Origin of the sequence: Kosakonia sp. MUSA4 (assembly GCF_013085925.1) — a bacterium.
Lineage (GTDB): Bacteria > Pseudomonadota > Gammaproteobacteria > Enterobacterales > Enterobacteriaceae > Kosakonia > Kosakonia sacchari_B.
In genome coordinates, this window is sequence record NZ_CP025697.1 from 5,615,386 (window position 1) to 5,632,790 (window position 17,405).

The 17,405-nt window shown below is 54.3% G+C and carries 14 protein-coding genes and 1 pseudogene; 13 read left to right on the forward strand and 2 right to left on the reverse strand.

The window, feature by feature from the left end; translation table 11 throughout:
* Window positions 1-150 precede the first annotated feature (150 nt).
* Window positions 151-2,172: a DNA helicase Rep gene (gene rep / locus C0557_RS26725; protein WP_074779913.1), complete on the forward strand. Its 2,022-nt coding sequence runs from the start codon at window positions 151-153 to the stop codon at window positions 2,170-2,172.
* Between the two features lie 28 nt (window positions 2,173-2,200).
* On the opposite strand, the gene gppA is transcribed toward rep, so the two are convergent.
* Both gppA and rhlB read right to left on the reverse strand, forming a co-directional pair.
* The gene (gene gppA, locus C0557_RS26730) at window positions 2,201-3,685 is read right to left on the reverse strand and encodes a guanosine-5'-triphosphate,3'-diphosphate diphosphatase (protein WP_074779915.1); all 1,485 of its coding nucleotides are present in this window, start codon (window positions 3,683-3,685) and stop codon (window positions 2,201-2,203) included.
* Window positions 3,686-3,690: 5 nt separating this feature from the next.
* Window positions 3,691-4,959 (reverse strand): annotated as a pseudogene (rhlB, locus tag C0557_RS26735) (ATP-dependent RNA helicase RhlB).
* Window positions 4,960-5,103: 144 nt separating this feature from the next.
* Between rhlB and trxA the strand changes: the two are divergent.
* From trxA to wzyE, 12 genes are all read left to right on the forward strand, one after another.
* The gene (gene trxA / locus C0557_RS26740; RefSeq protein ID WP_074779918.1) at window positions 5,104-5,433 is read left to right on the forward strand and encodes a thioredoxin TrxA; all 330 of its coding nucleotides are present in this window, start codon (window positions 5,104-5,106) and stop codon (window positions 5,431-5,433) included.
* A gap of 172 nt (window positions 5,434-5,605) precedes the next feature.
* Window positions 5,606-5,689, forward strand: coding sequence for a rho operon leader peptide (locus tag C0557_RS27720; RefSeq protein ID WP_318257782.1), 84 nt, complete (start codon window positions 5,606-5,608; stop codon window positions 5,687-5,689).
* Window positions 5,690-5,776: 87 nt separating this feature from the next.
* Window positions 5,777-7,036: a transcription termination factor Rho gene (gene rho / locus C0557_RS26745; protein ID WP_004386383.1), complete on the forward strand. Its 1,260-nt coding sequence runs from the start codon at window positions 5,777-5,779 to the stop codon at window positions 7,034-7,036.
* A 244-nt stretch (window positions 7,037-7,280) separates the two neighbouring features.
* Window positions 7,281-8,384, forward strand: coding sequence for a UDP-N-acetylglucosamine--undecaprenyl-phosphate N-acetylglucosaminephosphotransferase (wecA, locus tag C0557_RS26750; RefSeq protein WP_208662627.1), 1,104 nt, complete (start codon window positions 7,281-7,283; stop codon window positions 8,382-8,384).
* 13 nt (window positions 8,385-8,397) lie between these two features.
* Entirely contained in the window at window positions 8,398-9,444 is a 1,047-nt protein-coding gene (gene wzzE / locus C0557_RS26755; RefSeq protein ID WP_208662629.1) for an ECA polysaccharide chain length modulation protein, read from the forward strand.
* A gap of 57 nt (window positions 9,445-9,501) precedes the next feature.
* A complete protein-coding gene (wecB, locus tag C0557_RS26760) occupies window positions 9,502-10,632 on the forward strand; it encodes a non-hydrolyzing UDP-N-acetylglucosamine 2-epimerase (protein WP_208662631.1) in 1,131 nt (376 codons plus the stop codon).
* On the forward strand, window positions 10,629-11,891 hold the full coding sequence (gene wecC, locus C0557_RS26765) for a UDP-N-acetyl-D-mannosamine dehydrogenase (RefSeq protein WP_208662633.1): 1,263 nt from the start codon (window positions 10,629-10,631) through the stop codon (window positions 11,889-11,891). Before wecB ends, wecC begins: the two co-directional genes overlap by 4 nt.
* A gap of 17 nt (window positions 11,892-11,908) precedes the next feature.
* Window positions 11,909-12,586: a dTDP-4-amino-4,6-dideoxy-D-galactose acyltransferase gene (gene rffC / locus C0557_RS26770; RefSeq protein WP_208662635.1), complete on the forward strand. Its 678-nt coding sequence runs from the start codon at window positions 11,909-11,911 to the stop codon at window positions 12,584-12,586.
* 4 nt (window positions 12,587-12,590) lie between these two features.
* Entirely contained in the window at window positions 12,591-13,721 is a 1,131-nt protein-coding gene (gene rffA, locus C0557_RS26775) for a dTDP-4-amino-4,6-dideoxygalactose transaminase (protein ID WP_007369180.1), read from the forward strand.
* Window position 13,722: 1 nt separating this feature from the next.
* Window positions 13,723-14,973: a lipid III flippase WzxE gene (wzxE, locus tag C0557_RS26780; RefSeq protein WP_074779930.1), complete on the forward strand. Its 1,251-nt coding sequence runs from the start codon at window positions 13,723-13,725 to the stop codon at window positions 14,971-14,973.
* Window positions 14,970-16,049, forward strand: a complete 1,080-nt coding sequence (locus C0557_RS26785; RefSeq protein WP_208662637.1) for a TDP-N-acetylfucosamine:lipid II N-acetylfucosaminyltransferase — start codon at window positions 14,970-14,972, stop codon at window positions 16,047-16,049. Before wzxE ends, C0557_RS26785 begins: the two co-directional genes overlap by 4 nt.
* A complete protein-coding gene (wzyE, locus tag C0557_RS26790) occupies window positions 16,046-17,398 on the forward strand; it encodes an ECA oligosaccharide polymerase (RefSeq protein WP_074779934.1) in 1,353 nt (450 codons plus the stop codon). The genes C0557_RS26785 and wzyE overlap by 4 nt, the downstream gene beginning before the upstream one ends.
* The last annotated feature ends 7 nt before the right edge of the window (window positions 17,399-17,405 follow it).

The following is a 17,405-nucleotide window of genomic DNA, read 5'->3' on the forward strand; positions in this document are numbered from 1 at the left end:
TATACACTTCGATCTCTTTGTTGGCTGCGCCTGTTCACCCCGGTGACTTACTTCTGTAAGCTCCTGAGGATTCAGCTTTGCTGCCTTGATGCAGTCTGAATGGCGTTGTGTACAATTTTCTCCCTCCCGTTTTTCATTGAGTGATCTTTTATGCGTTTGAACCCCGGACAACAACAAGCCGTCGAATTCGTCACCGGACCCTGCCTGGTGCTTGCGGGCGCGGGATCCGGTAAAACACGCGTGATCACCAACAAAATCGCTCATCTGATCCGCGGCTGCGGCTATCAGGCAAAACATATCGCGGCGGTGACTTTTACCAACAAAGCGGCGCGTGAAATGAAAGAGCGTGTGGCACAGACGCTGGGGCGCAAAGAGGCGCGCGGTTTGATGATCTCCACCTTTCACACGCTGGGGCTAACGATCATTAAGCGCGAGTTCGCCGCATTGGGGATGAAATCTAACTTTTCGCTGTTTGATGACACCGATCAGGTCGCGCTGCTGAAAGAGCTGACTGAAGGGCTGATCGACGATGACAAAGTGGTGTTGCAGCAGTTGATCTCTACGATCTCGAACTGGAAAAACGATCTGCTGACGCCGCCGCAGGCTGCCGCACAGGCAAAGGGCGAGCGCGATCGTATTTTTGCTCACTGCTATGGCCTGTACGATAGCCATATGAAATCGTGCAATGTGCTCGATTTCGACGATTTGATTTTGCTGCCGACACTGTTATTGCAACGCAATGAAGAGGTGCGCGAGCGCTGGCAGAACAAGATTCGCTATCTGCTGGTGGATGAATATCAGGATACCAATACCAGCCAGTACGAGCTGGTAAAATTGCTGGTGGGGCAGCGCGCGCGCTTTACCGTGGTGGGCGATGACGATCAGTCGATCTACTCCTGGCGCGGCGCGCGTCCGCAAAACCTGGTGCTGCTGAGTCAGGATTTTCCGGCGCTGCAGGTGATTAAGCTGGAGCAAAACTACCGCTCATCCGGGCGTATTCTGAAGGCGGCAAACATCCTGATCGCCAACAACCCGCACGTATTTGAAAAGCGTCTTTTTTCAGAGCTGGGCTACGGGCCGGAGCTGAAGATCCTTAGCGCTAATCACGAAGAACATGAAGCCGAACGTGTTACCGGGGAGCTGATCGCCCATCACTTCGTCAACAAAACCCAGTACAAAGATTATGCGATTCTTTATCGCGGTAACCATCAGTCGCGGGTGTTTGAAAAATTCCTGATGCAGAACCGCATCCCGTACAAGATTTCCGGCGGCACGTCGTTTTTCTCGCGGCCGGAAATCAAAGATCTGCTGGCTTACTTGCGTGTGCTGACCAATACGGAAGACGACAGCGCTTTTTTGCGGATTGTGAATACGCCGAAGCGTGAGATTGGCTCCGCTACCCTGCAAAAGCTGGGGGAGTGGGCGATGCTGCGTAACAAAAGCCTGTTTGCCGCCAGCTTTGATGTTGGCCTGAACCAGACGCTCACCGGACGTGGCTATGAATCATTGACGCGCTTTACGCAGTGGCTGGGTGATGTGCAGCAGTTGTCCGAGCGTGAGCCGATTGCCGCGGTGCGCGATTTGATCCACGGCATCGACTATGAATCCTGGCTGTTTGAAACCTCGCCCAGCCCGAAAGCCGCCGAGATGCGGATGAAAAACGTCAACACGCTGTTTGGCTGGATGACGGAAATGCTGGAAGGCAATGAACTGGATGAGCCGATGACGCTGGCGGAGGTGGTCACGCGTTTTACCCTGCGCGATATGATGGAGCGCGGTGAGAGTGATGACGAATCTGACCAGGTGCAGCTAATGACGTTGCACGCCTCCAAAGGGCTGGAATTTCCGTATGTCTTCCTGGTCGGTATGGAAGAGGGATTGCTGCCGCATCAAAGCAGCATCGATGAGGATAACGTCGATGAAGAGCGACGCCTTGCCTATGTGGGCATCACCCGGGCGCAGAAGGAACTGATTTTCACCCTCTGTAAGGAGCGCCGTCAGTATGGTGAACTGGTGCGTCCGGAGCCCAGCCGTTTCCTGCTGGAATTACCGCAGGATGACCTGATCTGGGAGCAGGAGCGCAAAGTGGTGAGCGCTGAAGAGCGGATGCACAAAGGCCAGGCCAACGTGGCAAATATTCGCGCCATGCTGGCGAAGGCGAAAGAGAAGTAAAAAGCCCGGCGAATACCGGGCTTCACACTTACTGGATTTCCAGCGGCCAGTGGACGTAGCTTTGCCACTGGCTTTCCTGCTCGATTAACTCGGCGCCCAGCGGGTGACTTTTCAGCCAGCCCTGCGGCAACGACAGCGTCAGTTTTTCTCCTTGCGCGCTGACGATAATTTCCGGCAACAAATCGTCGCGACGGCGGCTGGCAAAAATAATCGCCAGGCGCAGCAGGCGGCAGAGATGTTCCGCAACGCGCGGCGGGACGGCGTTTTGCTGATGCAGGGAAGAGAGATCGACGGCGTTGGTCTGATTCAGTAGCAGCGTGGCGAGCAGTTTTTTCTGCGCTGGCGTAAAGCCCGGCAGATCGAGATTGCGTACCAGCCATGCTGCATGCAGCGGTGCCTGTTTAAATTCAATACTCAGACCAATTTCATGCAGTTCGCAGGCAACTTGCAGTATTTCGATGCTGTAGGCATCAAGTTCCCACTCTTTTTCCACACCCAGCGCAAAGCGTTTTGCCAGCGCAGTCACGCGACGGGCTTGATCGGTATCGATAATAAAACGGCGCTGAATGTTGCGCAGCGTACGGCTGCGAATATCCTGATCGACCGTCAGATGCAGCATGCCGTAGACCAGTCCTTCACGCAGCGCACCGCCGGCCAGCGTCATGCTGGCAATATTCATCTCGGTGAAGATAGCGATCAGAATCGCCAGCCCGCTTGGAAAGACCAGCGCGCGCTCCAGCGTCAGGCCTTCGATCTCCAGCTCTTCAAGCCGCCCGCACTGAATAGCGCGCTGCTTAAGCTGCTGAAGTTTGGCGAGGGTAATGCGTTCATCCATGCCCTGCGCCATCATGATTTCTTGCAGGGCCTGCACGGTGCCGGATGCGCCAACGCACACTTTCCAACCGTGCAAACGAAGCTCATCGGCGACCGGGCGCAGCACTTCACGCGCAGCACGCTCTGCGGCGTCGAAATTTTCCTGCCCGAGATTGCGGTCGGTAAAAAAACGTTCAAGCCAGGTGACGCAGCCCATCGACAGACTGAATAGCGAAGTGGTTTGCGCGCCAGTGCCGGTCACCAGCTCGGTGCTGGCGCCGCCGATATCCACCACCAGGCGCTGATCCGCACCACCGGTAGTATGCGCAACACCCTGATAAATCAGGCGCGCTTCCTCTTCGCCGCTGATGACTTGCACCGGGCAACCGAGGATGGCTTGCGCTTTGTCGAGGAATTCCTGGGCATTGACCGCCAGGCGGAGCGTGGCCGTTGCCACAACGCGGATTTGCTGGGCTGGAATATCCTGAAGACGCTCTGAAAACAGACGCAGACATTGCCAGCCGCGTTCCATCGCTTCCTGGGAAAGCTGATTTTCGCTACTCAGGCCCGCCGCCAGGCGAACCTTGCGTTTGATGCGGGAAAGCGTCTGAATGCTTCCCGCCACCTCGCGCACAACCAGCATATGAAAACTGTTGGAGCCAAGATCAATGGCGGCATAGAGCGAGGCGGAACCAAGCATATTTTTTAACCTGAACGACGGCGATTACGTGGCGCACCACCACTGCGGCGCGGACCGTTACCTGAGCGCGGACGCGTCAGGCGTTTCGGCGGCGGCAATTCGCTGAGCAGCGCATCCGGATTATATTTGCTCACCGGAATTGAGTGCCCGATATACGTTTCAATCGCGGGCAGGTTCAGCGCGTACTCTTCACAAGCAAGGCTGATAGAGTTGCCGCTGGCACCCGCACGACCCGTACGACCGATGCGGTGCACGTAGTCTTCGCAGTCGTCTGGCAGATCGTAGTTAAAGACGTGGGTAACAGCAGGAATATGCAGACCACGTGCAGCAACGTCTGTAGCGACCAGAATATCGAGATCGCCGCGGGTAAATTCATCAAGGATACGCAGGCGTTTTTTCTGCGCTACGTCGCCAGTCAGCAGACCAACGCGATGACCATCGGCAGCCAGATGGCCCCAGATATCTTCACAGCGGTGCTTGGTGTTGGCGAAAATAATGGCGCGATCCGGCTACTCTTCTTCAATCAGCGTTTGCAGCAGACGCATTTTCTCTTCATTAGAAGGATAGAAAAGCTCTTCTTTAATGCGGTGGCCGGTTTTCTGTTCCGGTTCCACTTCGACGTATTCTGCGTTGTTCATCTGCTCGAATGCGAGTTCACGTACCCGATAAGAGAGGGTGGCGGAGAACAGCATGTTCAGACGCTGTGTGGCTACCGGCATGCGGCGGAACAGCCAACGGATATCTTTAATAAAGCCCAGATCGTACATACGATCGGCTTCGTCCAGCACCACGACCTGAACTGCGGCCAGGTTAATATGGTTCTGTTTGGTGTAATCGATCATACGACCGGTGGTGCCGATCAGAATATCGACGCCGCTTTCCAGCACTTTGAGCTGTTTGTCGTAACCATCACCGCCGTAAGCCAGACCCAGTTTCAGACCTGTTGACTGCGCAAGCGGTTCTGCATCGGCATGAATTTGTACCGCAAGTTCACGCGTCGGCGCCATAATAATTGCGCGCGGCTGGTTCACTTTACGGTCTTCGATCGCCGGGTGAGAGAGGAGATAATGAAACGTTGACGTTAAGAACGCCATCGTTTTACCGGTACCGGTTTGCGCCTGACCTGCAACATCACGGCCCGCCAGCGTTAGCGGAAGAGCCAGAGCCTGTATAGGCGTGCAATTATGAAACCCTTTATTTTCAAGGGCTTCGATCACCTTTGGGTGCAGGGCGAAGTCGGAAAACTTCTGTTCAGTTAAATGTGTTTTGCTCATAGTGTGGTAGAATATCAGCTTACTATTGCTTTACGAAAGCGTATCCGGTGAAATAAAGTCAACCTTTAGTTGGTTATTGTGGCATCAATACGTTGCTGTTTTATGCTACACCAACACACCAGGCTTATTCCTGTGGAGTTATATATGAGCGATAAAATTATTCACCTGACTGACGATAGTTTTGACACGGATGTACTCAAAGCGAACGGGCTTGTTCTCGTTGATTTCTGGGCAGAGTGGTGTGGACCGTGCAAAATGATCGCCCCGATTCTGGATGAAGTCGCTAATGAGTACGAAGGCAAACTGACCATTGCGAAACTGAATATCGACCAGAACCCAGGCACCGCGCCGAAGTACGGTATTCGTGGTATCCCAACCCTGCTGCTGTTTAAAAACGGCGAAGTGGCTGCGACCAAAGTGGGCGCCTTATCCAAAGGCCAATTGAAAGAGTTCCTGGACGCCAACCTGGCGTAATATCAGGTTCTGCCGGCGCGCCAGTCGTCCTAATTTTTTAGGATCGCTGGACGCCCGGCTTCTGCCGTGCTAATTTAGTTTTGACTTCGTTTTGAACATACCTTTAGTTGTTTGAACCTTGCATTACCCGATACTTCCCGCAGAGCAATATCGCCGCGACGGAAGTAAACAGATTCCGGGCTTATCACTCATTCCGTCTTGTCGTTTCAGTTCTGCGTACTTTCTTGTGACCAGGCACCGATCAGATATGAGTTGATGGCCGTTAACAGGCATGGATGACCCTGCCATACCATTCACAACATTAAGTTCGAGATTTACCCCGAGTTTAAGAACCCACACCATTATGAATCTTACCGAATTAAAGAATACGCCGGTTTCTGAGCTGATCACTCTCGGCGAAAATATGGGGCTGGAAAACCTGGCCCGTATGCGCAAACAGGACATCATTTTCGCCATCCTGAAGCAGCACGCGAAGAGTGGCGAAGATATCTTTGGCGACGGTGTGCTGGAGATTCTGCAGGATGGATTTGGTTTCCTCCGTTCCGCAGACAGCTCCTACCTCGCCGGCCCTGACGACATCTACGTATCCCCCAGCCAAATTCGCCGTTTCAACCTCCGCACCGGTGACACCATTTCAGGTAAGATTCGCCCGCCTAAAGAAGGTGAACGTTACTTTGCACTGCTGAAAGTTAACGAGGTGAATTTCGATAAGCCGGAAAACGCGCGTAATAAGATTCTGTTCGAAAACTTAACGCCGCTGCACGCAAACTCTCGTCTGCGTATGGAGCGTGGTAATGGTTCGACCGAAGACTTAACCGCTCGCGTACTGGATCTGGCATCGCCGATCGGCCGCGGCCAGCGTGGTCTGATTGTTGCGCCGCCGAAAGCGGGTAAAACCATGCTGCTGCAGAACATCGCGCAGAGCATTGCGTATAACCATCCGGATTGCGTACTGATGGTGCTGCTGATTGACGAACGTCCGGAAGAAGTGACGGAAATGCAGCGTCTGGTAAAAGGCGAAGTGGTTGCTTCTACCTTCGATGAACCGGCTTCCCGCCACGTGCAGGTTGCTGAAATGGTTATCGAAAAAGCCAAACGTCTGGTTGAGCACAAGAAAGACGTTATCATTCTGCTGGATTCCATCACCCGCCTGGCGCGAGCTTACAACACCGTCGTACCGGCTTCCGGTAAAGTGTTGACGGGTGGTGTGGATGCTAACGCCCTGCATCGTCCGAAGCGTTTCTTCGGTGCTGCGCGTAACGTGGAAGAGGGCGGCAGCCTGACCATTATCGCGACTGCGCTGATCGATACCGGTTCGAAGATGGATGAAGTGATTTACGAAGAGTTTAAAGGCACCGGTAACATGGAACTGCATCTCTCTCGTAAAATCGCAGAAAAACGCGTCTTCCCGGCGATCGATTACAACCGTTCCGGTACGCGTAAAGAAGAGCTGCTCACCACTCAGGAAGAGCTGCAGAAGATGTGGATCCTGCGCAAAATCATCCATCCAATGGGTGAAATTGATGCAATGGAGTTCCTCATCAACAAGCTGGCGATGACGAAGACAAATGATGAATTCTTCGACATGATGAAGCGCTCTTAATTCAAATAAACCTCAGAAACGCCACGTTTTTACGTGGCGTTTTTCATTTCTGGGCTATACGCTATATGCACCAGGACAGGTATCGTCCAACACTGGCGACGGCTGGATGGCGTTTCGAAGGTCAAAACCTTCCATTTGGCTGAAAAGCAAACAATAACGCCTGTGATTGACCTGCATTCTCCTTTTATGGAGCGTAGCAACGTCGTTATACTGCCAGGATCAACATTTGCTGAGAGCATGCATTGTGAGTTTATCCACTGCGATTACTGAATTATTCGGTATTTTCTTGTTTACAACGGTTTTCCTGTTTTTCGCCCGGAAAATGGCGAAGCACGTTGGCCTGGTAGACAAACCTAACTCCCGAAAACGACACCAGGGGCTAATCCCATTGGTTGGCGGTATTTCAGTTTACGCGGGGATTTGCTTCACTTTCAGCGTTACAGACTACTACATTCCCCACGTTGGTCTTTACCTTGCTTGCGCAGGCGTGCTGGCGTTTGTCGGGGCGCTGGACGATCGTTTCGATATCAGCGTCAAAACCCGCGCAGCTATTCAGACGGTAATTGCCGTTGTGATGATGTGGGCCGGTAATCTCTACCTGAGCAGCCTCGGCTATATCTTTGGATCGTGGGAGATGGTGCTGGGGCCGTTTGGCTATCTGCTTACGCTGTTTGCCGTCTGGGCGGCAATTAACGCGTTTAATATGGTAGACGGCATTGATGGTCTGCTCGGCGGCCTTTCCTGCGTCTCGTTTGCGGCGATTGGTATTATTTTATGGTTTGATGGCCAGACCAGCCTGGCGCTATGGTGCTTTGCCATGATCGCGGCAATTCTGCCTTATATTCTGCTCAACCTTGGCCTGCTGGGGCGGCGTTATAAAGTGTTTATGGGCGATGCCGGCAGCACGCTGATTGGTTTCACCATCATCTGGATTTTACTGGAAACGACTCAGGGTAAGACCCATCCGATAAGCCCGGTGACGGCGCTATGGATTATTGCTATCCCCTTGATGGACATGGTGGCGATTACCTACCGGCGTCTGCGTAAAGGCATGAGTCCGTTCTCACCCGATCGCCAGCATATTCATCACCTCATCATGCGGGCGGGTTTCAGTTCCCGTCAGGCATTTGTGCTCATTACGTTCGCTGCGGCAATCCTGGCCGGTATTGGCGTCGTGACAGAGTACCTTCATTTTATTCCTGAATGGGTAATGTTGGCATTGTTTTTGCTGGCATTCTTCTTATACGGTTACTGCATCAAACGCGCCTGGAAAGTCGCGCGCTTAATGAAACGAGTTAAACGCAGAATGCGCCGTCACAGCGCGTCTAAATCAACACTAACCAAGTAAATCCGGGAAAGCGATGACTCAACCATTGTCGGGAACACCTTCAGCGGGTACGGAAAATGAGCTGGATATTCGAGGACTGTTTCGTACTTTGTGGGCAGGAAAACTGTGGATTGGGGGGATGGCGCTGCTGTTTGCATTGATTGCGCTGGCCTGGACTTTCTTTGCGCGGCAGGAATGGAGTGCGACGGCCATTACGGATAGCCCCACGGTTAACATGCTTGGCGGATTTTACTCCCAGCAGCAGTTTTTACGTAATCTGGATGTGAAGGCGAATCTGGCGCCCGTTGAACAACCTTCGGTAATGGATGAATCCTATAAAGAGTTCGTTGTGCAACTGGCTTCATGGGACACGCGCCGTGATTTTTGGTTGCAGACGGACTACTACAAGCAGCGTCTGGTGGGTAACAGTAAAGCTGATGCAGCGACGCTGGATGAGTTAATCAACAATATCCAGTACACGCCGGGCGATGCGGCTCGCAATCTGAATGACAGTGTTAAGCTGATTGCTGAGACCGCGCCGGATGCGAACAATTTGTTGCGCCAGTATGTGGCTTTCGCCAGCCAGCGCGCCGCCAGCCATTTAAACGATGAGCTGAAAGGGGCATGGGCCGCGCGTACCATCCAGATGAAAGCCCAAGTTAAGCGTCAGGAAGAGGTAGCGAAAGCGATCTACAACCGTCGCCTGCATAATGTTGAGCAGGCGCTGAAAGTTGCTGAGCAGCATAATATTTCGCGCAATGAAACCGAGGTTCCACCCGACGAGTTACCCGATTCGGAACTGTTTATGCTAGGCCGCCCGATGTTGCAGGCGCGTCTTGAGAACTTACAGGCTGTAGGACCTCAGTTCGATCTGGACTATGATCAAAACCGGGCGATGCTGAATACCCTTAACGTCGGGCCTACACTGGATCCGCGTTTCCAGACTTATCGTTACTTGCGTACACCGGAGGAGCCGGTGAAGCGCGACAGCCCGCGCCGTGTTTTCCTGATGATCATCTGGGGTATCGTTGGGGTGTTAGTCGGCGCCGGGGTGGCATTAACACGTCGCCGTACATATTAAGCGACGCCTGAGATGAAGGCGCGGGGCCTTCATCCCTCTAAAACAAAGAGAATCGTTGTGAAAGTACTCACCGTATTCGGCACACGACCAGAAGCTATCAAAATGGCTCCGCTGGTACATGCGTTGGCAAAAGATCCTGACTTTGAGGCGAAAGTTTGCGTCACTGCACAGCATAGGGAAATGTTGGATCAGGTGTTGAGCCTTTTCTCGATTGTTCCGGATTATGACCTGAATATCATGCGGCCCGGACAGGGGCTGACGGAGATCACCTGCGGTATTCTTGAAGGGCTGAAGCCGATCCTTGAATCGTTCCGCCCGGATGTTGTGCTGGTGCACGGTGATACGACAACCACCATTGCAGCGAGCCTTGCTGCTTTTTACCAGCGAATTCCTGTTGGTCATGTGGAAGCCGGGCTGCGCACTGGCGATCTCTCTTCGCCCTGGCCTGAAGAAGCCAACCGTACTCTGACGGGCCATCTGGCAATGTATCATTTTGCGCCGACAGAAAATTCTCGCCGTAATTTGCTGCGCGAAAACGTGGCCGACAACCATATTTTTGTGACGGGCAATACGGTGATTGATGCCCTGTTCTGGGTGCGCGACAGCGTAATGAACACTTCCGGCCGCCATGAAGAACTGGCGGTGCGCTATCCATTCCTTGATGACAACAAGAAACTGATCCTTGTCACCGGGCATCGTCGCGAGAGTTTTGGTCGTGGGTTTGAACAGATTTGCCATGCGCTGGCGGATATCGCCGCGCAACATGATGATGTGCAGATTGTCTACCCGGTGCACCTGAACCCCAATGTCAGTGAGCCGGTAAACCGAATTCTGGGCCATGTGGAAAACGTGAGCCTGATTGAGCCGCAGGATTACCTGCCGTTTTTGTGGTTGATGAATCGCGCCTGGCTCATCCTCACCGATTCAGGCGGTATTCAGGAAGAAGCGCCTTCATTAGGTAAACCAGTGCTGGTGATGCGGGATACGACCGAGCGTCCGGAAGCCATCGAAGCGGGAACGGTAAAGCTGGTCGGTACGAATCGCCAGCGCATTGTGGAAGAGGTTACGCGCCTGCTTCGCGATAACGATGCGTGGCAAGCGATGAGCCATGCGCACAACCCCTATGGCGATGGACAGGCCTGCGGGCGCATTTTGCACGCACTTAAAAACAATCGGATAACACTATGAGCTTTACAACCATTTCCGTGATCGGCCTTGGCTACATTGGCCTGCCTACCGCTGCCGCTTTTGCCTCCCGGCACAAACAGGTCGTGGGAATCGACATCAACTCGCACGCTGTGGACACCATTAACCGTGGTGAAATCCATATTGTCGAGCCAGAGTTGAGTAGCGTGGTCAAAGCGGCGGTGGATGGCGGTTATCTGCGGGCCAGCACGACGCCAGTGGCGGCCGATGCTTACCTGATTGCCGTGCCGACGCCGTTTAAAGGCGAGCACGAACCCGATATGACTTATGTCGAAGCGGCAGCCAAATCCATTGCGCCAGTGCTGACGAAAGGCGCGCTGGTGATCCTCGAATCCACTTCTCCCGTCGGCGCAACCGAGCAGATGGCTGACTGGCTCGCCGCAGCGCGACCGGATCTCACTTTCCCGCAACAGGCGGGCGAAGCGGCCGATGTGAACATCGCTTACTGCCCGGAACGTGTGCTGCCGGGTCAGGTGATGGTAGAGCTGATCAAGAACGACCGCGTGATCGGTGGTATGACGCCGGTCTGCTCGGCGCGCGCCAGCGAGCTGTACAAGATTTTCCTTGAGGGCGAGTGTGTGGTGACCAACTCCCGCACCGCTGAAATGTGTAAACTCACCGAAAACAGTTTCCGCGATGTGAACATCGCCTTCGCTAACGAACTGTCGTTGATCTGCGCCGAACAGGGGATCAATGTCTGGGAACTGATTCGTCTGGCGAATCGCCATCCACGCGTAAACATTTTGCAACCGGGGCCGGGCGTTGGCGGGCACTGCATTGCTGTCGATCCCTGGTTTATCGTGGCGCAGAACCCGCAGCAGGCGCGGCTTATCCGTACGGCGCGCGAGGTGAACGATTATAAACCTCACTGGGTGCTGAACCAGGTTAAAGCCACTGTTGCCGATTGCCTGACAGCCAGCGGTAAACGCGCCAGCGAGATTAAAATCGCCTGCTTTGGGCTGGCGTTTAAACCGAATATTGACGATCTGCGCGAAAGTCCGGCGATGGAAATTGCCGGTGATATTGCGCAGTGGCACAGCGGGGAAACGCTGGTTGTCGAGCCGAACATCCATCAACTTCCCGCAGCGCTGAGTAGCCATGCGACGCTGGTGAATACCGCGGATGCGCTGGCGCAGGCTGATGTGCTGGTGCTGCTGGTCGATCACAACGCATTTAAAGCGGTAGAGAGCAGCCGCATCACGCAACGCTACATCGTGGATACCAAAGGCGTCTGGCGCTAAGGCGTAAAGGGGGCGAAATGGCAGTTCACGGAACGTTAGAAGAGCTGGCCTGGGAAAGCGCTTTTTTTGGCGTGCGCAGTGCGATTGTTCGCCTGCAACCTGCGGCTCCCGCGCTGAGCGTGACGGATTTTAGCGCCTGGGAACGCGTGCAGGTAAAGCTGGCGGCGTCGCAAACCGCGCAACTGGACGCCCTACAAGCGCTCGGTTTTCAACTGGTAGAGGGCGAGATCGACTTTTCGCTGACGGTATCGCCGCAGGGCGTTGATCCCGCTGCCGAAGTGGCCACCGCCGATGATATTCCTGAATTACGCCGTCTGGCTGCCGGGATCTTCGTGCAGAGCCGTTTTCGTGCGCCCTGGTATGCGCCTGATGCAAGCGGGCGCTTTTATGCGCAGTGGATAGAAAACGCAGTAAAAGGCGTATTTGACCATCAATGCCTGCTGTTTCGCGGTGAAAATGGCGAGATTGCAGGCTTTGTTTCTCTGCGTCAGCTTAACGGTCAGGAGGCGCGTATAGGCCTGCTGGCCGGGCGCGGCGTCGGAGAAAAATTAATGCAGGCTGCGTGTCACTGGGCGCGACAGCGGCAACTGACTCTTGTGCGTGTCGCTACCCAACTTGGGAATACGGCGGCACTTAAACGATATATTCAGAGCGGCGCGAACGTGGAAAGCACCGCTCTGTGGTTATACAGGTGACTCTATGATCCCCTTCAATGCACCACCGGTAGTAGGCACGGAAATCGACTACATGCAGTCGGCGATGGGTAGCGGTAAATTGTGCGGCGATGGCGGTTTTACCCGTCGCTGCCAGCAGTGGATGGAACAGCATTTCCATAGCGCGAAAGTACTGCTGACGCCCTCCTGTACCGCGTCGCTGGAAATGGCTGCGCTGCTGCTGGATATTCAGCCCGGTGATGAAGTGATCATGCCGAGCTATACCTTCGTCTCCACCGCCAATGCGTTTGTTCTGCGCGGTGCAAAAATAGTCTTTGTTGATATTCGCCCGGATACGATGAATATCGATGAAACCTGCATTGAAGCGGCCATTACCGATAAAACCCGGGCGATTGTACCTGTGCATTACGCGGGCGTAGCCTGCGAGATGGACACCATCATGGATATCGCCAAACGGCATAATCTGTTTGTGGTGGAAGATGCTGCGCAGGGCGTGATGTCCACCTACAAGGGACGTGCGCTTGGCACTATCGGTCATATTGGCTGCTTCAGCTTTCATGAAACCAAAAACTACACTGCTGGCGGCGAAGGCGGCGCGACGCTGATTAACGATCGCGCGCTGGTGGAGCGGGCGGAAATTATCCGCGAGAAAGGCACCAACCGCAGCCAGTTTTTCCGTGGGCAGGTAGATAAGTACACCTGGCGGGATATCGGTTCCAGCTACCTGATGGCGGATTTGCAGGCGGCTTATCTCTGGGCACAGCTGGAAGCGGCAGATCGCATTAATCAGCAGCGCCTGGCGCTGTGGCAAACCTACTATGATGCGCTGCTACCGCTGGCGCGTGCCGGGCGCATTACGCTGCCGACCATTCCGGCAGATTGCGGCCACAATGCGCACATGTTCTACATTAAGCTGCGTGATGAAGCCGATCGCCGTGCGCTGATCGCTTTCCTGAAAGAGGCGGAGATCCTGGCGGTGTTCCATTACATTCCGCTGCATGCGTCGCCTGCCGGGGAAAAATTTGGCGAATTCCACGGCGAAGATCGTTACACCACGGTGGAAAGTGAGCGTTTGCTTCGCCTGCCGCTGTTTTACAATCTGGCGCCGGTTAACCAGCGCACGGTTATCAGCACCCTTCTGAGCTATTTCCGCTGACATGTCGCTGGCAAAAGCATCGGTATGGACTGCGACAAGCACGCTGGTCAAAATTGGCGCGGGCTTGCTGGTGGTCAAACTTTTGGCGGTGGCTTTTGGGCCGTCAGGTGTCGGGCAGGCTGGGAACTTCCGCCAGTTGATTACCGTGCTGGGCGTGCTGGCTGGCGCCGGGATCTTCAATGGCGTGACTAAATTCGTCGCCCAGTATCACGATGATCCGGCGCGGCTACGTGCGGTTGTTGGCACGTCGTCAGCCATGGTGCTGGGCTTCTCAACGTTACTGGCGCTGGTTTTTTTGCTTGCCGCTGCGCCTGTCAGCCGGGGCTTATTTGGTCATCCTGATTTTCAGGGGCTGGTGCGGCTGGTGGCGCTGGTGCAGTTCGGTATTGCATGGGCGAACTTGTTGCTGGCGGTGATGAAAGGCTTCCGCGATGCCGCCAGTAATGCGCTGTCGCTGATTATCGGTAGCCTGGTTGGCGTGCTGGCCTGGTATCTCTGTTTCCGGCTTGGTGGTTACCAGGGCGCGCTGCTGGGAATGGCGCTGGTTCCGGCGCTGGTGTTAATTCCGGCCGTGCTGCTACTGATTCGGCGCGGTTCTGTGCCGCTGGCGTACTTCGCGCCGCGCTGGGACAACGGTTTAGCCGGTCAGCTCAGCAAATTTACGCTGATGGCGCTGATTACATCGGTAACGTTGCCGCTGGCCTATGTGATGATGCGAAACTTGCTGGCGGCGCATTACAGCTGGGAAGAGGTGGGGATCTGGCAAGGGGTGAGCAGCATTTCCGATGCTTATCTTCAGTTTATTACCGCTTCGTTTAGTGTCTATCTGTTACCTACTTTATCGAGGCTGGCGACAAAGCAGGAGATTTCGCGCGAAATCGTGAAATCGCTGCGCTTTGTGTTGCCAGCGGTGGCGGCGGTGAGCCTGACGGTCTGGCTGCTGCGCGATGTGGCGATCTGGCTGCTGTTTTCCGACAAGTTCACCGCCATGCGCGATCTCTTTGCCTGGCAACTGGTCGGGGATGTACTGAAAGTGGGCGCTTACGTCTTTGGTTATCTGGTGATTGCCAAAGCGTCGCTACGCTTCTACATTCTGGCGGAAATCAGCCAGTTCACTCTGCTGACGCTGTTCTCGCGCTGGCTTATTCCCGCGCACGGTGCTGCCGGTGCGGCACAGGCCTATATGGCAACTTACATTATTTATTTCGCCCTCTGTTGTGGCGCTTTTTTGATTTGGCGAAAGAAAGCATGACTGCACTGATTCACGTACTGGGATCGGATATCCCACACCATAACCAGACCGTATTGCGCTTCTTTAACGATCATCTTGCGGCGGCAGGCGCACATGCTCGCGAGTTTATGATTGCCGGCAGCGACACGAAAACAGGTGCGGAATACCCGGCGCTGACGCTGCACTTTTATGCGGACAAAAAGGCGCTGGCGGAAGCCGTCATTGCGCGTGCAAAAGCGGATCGGCAACAGCGCTTTTTCTTCCACGGCCAGTTCAATTTCAGCCTGTGGCTGGCGCTATTGCGCGGCGCTATCAAACGCGAGCAATTTTACTGGCATGTCTGGGGCGCCGATCTGTACGAAGTTTCGCACAGCCTCAAATTCCGTCTTTTTTATCCGTTGCGCAGGCTGGCGCAGCGCCGCGTAGGCTGCGTTTTTGCCACCCGCGGCGATCTGTCGTGGTACGGGCAACGTAATCCCACGGTGCGCGGGGAGTTGCTCTATTTCCCGACGCGTATGGATCCGGCGCTAAATACCATGGCGCATGAGTTGCAGCGGGAAGGTAAGTTGACGATTCTGGTGGGGAATTCCGGCGATCCGAGTAATGAACATATTGCCGCGCTGGAGGCTATTCACCGCCAGTTTGGCGATACGGTGAATATCATTGTGCCGATGGGCTACCCGGCCAATAATGACGGCTATATCGATGCGGTAAATCGTGCTGGCCTGGCATTATTCAGCGCCGAAAACCTGCGTATTCTGCGTGAGAAAATGGCCTTTGATGACTATCTGTCGCTGCTTGGGCAGTGTGATTTGGGGTATTTTATTTTTGCCCGCCAGCAGGGGATCGGTACGCTCTGTTTGCTGATTCAGGCTGGAGTGCCGTGCGTGCTTAACCGGGAAAACCCGTTCTGGCGCGATATGGTGGCCGAAGATATTCCGGTACTGTTTACCGGTGATGCGTTGAATGAGACGGTGATTCGCGAAGCCCGGCGGCAATTGATCGCGGTGGATAAAAACGCCATCACCTTCTTCAGTCCAAACTATATTGCGCTCTGGCATAAAGCGCTGCGCAATGCTGCGGGGATCGCTGGATGAGTCCACTTGAGTTTTGCGGTCTGTTGATCCTCTGGCTGGTGGCAACGCTGTTTATCGCCACGCTGACCTGGTTTGAGTTTCGCCGGGTACGGTTCAATTTTAACGTCTTCTTTTCTCTGCTCTTTTTGTTGACGTTTTTCTTTGGCTTCCCGCTCACCAGCATCCTGGTGTTCCGCTTTAACGTCGGCGTAGCGCCGCCGGGCGTGATGATGCAGTCGCTGCTGGCCGCGGCCTGTTTCTACGCGATTTATTATGTGACGTACAAAACCCGGCTGCGGGCGAACAGCGAGCAGGTATCGCGCCGCCCGCTGTTTACCATTAATCGGGTCGAGGCGCATCTGACGTGGATCATGCTGATGGTTATCGCGCTGGTCAGCGTAGGTATCTTCTTCATGCACAATGGGTTTTTGCTGTTCCGTCTGCAATCCTATAGCCAGATCTTCTCCAGCGAAGTTTCCGGTGTCGCATTGAAACGCTTCTTTTACTTCTTTATTCCGGCCATGCTGGTGGTCTATTTCCTGCGGCAGAGCGCGCAGGCATGGCTGTTTTTCCTCGTCAGCACAGTCGCATTTGGTTTGTTGACGTACATGATCGTCGGCGGTACGCGCGCCAATATTATTATCGCTTTTGCTATCTTCTTGTTTATCGGCATTATTCGCGGCTGGATTTCGCTGTGGATGCTGGCAGCGGCGGGCGTGCTGGGTATTGTCGGGATGTTCTGGCTGGCGCTGAAGCGCTACGGGCTTAATGTCAGCGGTGATGAAGCCTTTTATACCTTCTTATATCTGACGCGCGATACCTTTTCTCCCTGGGAAAATCTGTCTCTGCTGCTGCAAAACTACGACAAGATCGATTTTCAGGGGCTGGCGCCGATTGTGCGCGATTTCTACGTTTTCATCCCTTCCTGGCTGTGGCATGGCCGCCCGAGTATCGTGCTGAACTCAGCGAATTACTTTACCTGGGAAGTGCTGAATAACCACTCCGGGCTGGCTATTTCTCCGACGCTGATTGGATCGCTGATAGTGATGGGCGGTGTCTGGTTTATCCCGTTCGGTGCGGTGGTGGTGGGGCTTATTATTAAGTGGTTTGACTGGTTGTATAAACTTGGCAATCGGGAAACAAATCGCTATAAGGCCGCGATCCTGCACAGTTTCTGCTTTGGCGCTATCTTCAATATGATCGTGCTGGCGCGTGAGGGACTGGATGCTTTCGCTTCCCGCGTGGTGTTCTTCCTCGTCGTTTTTGGTTTCTGCTTGCTGGTGGCGAAACTGCTGTACTGGCTGTTCGACAGCGCTGGCCTGATACGTAATCGCCGTGCGCGCGCAGTGAACCCCCTTTCCCAGGTGTAAAAAGGAA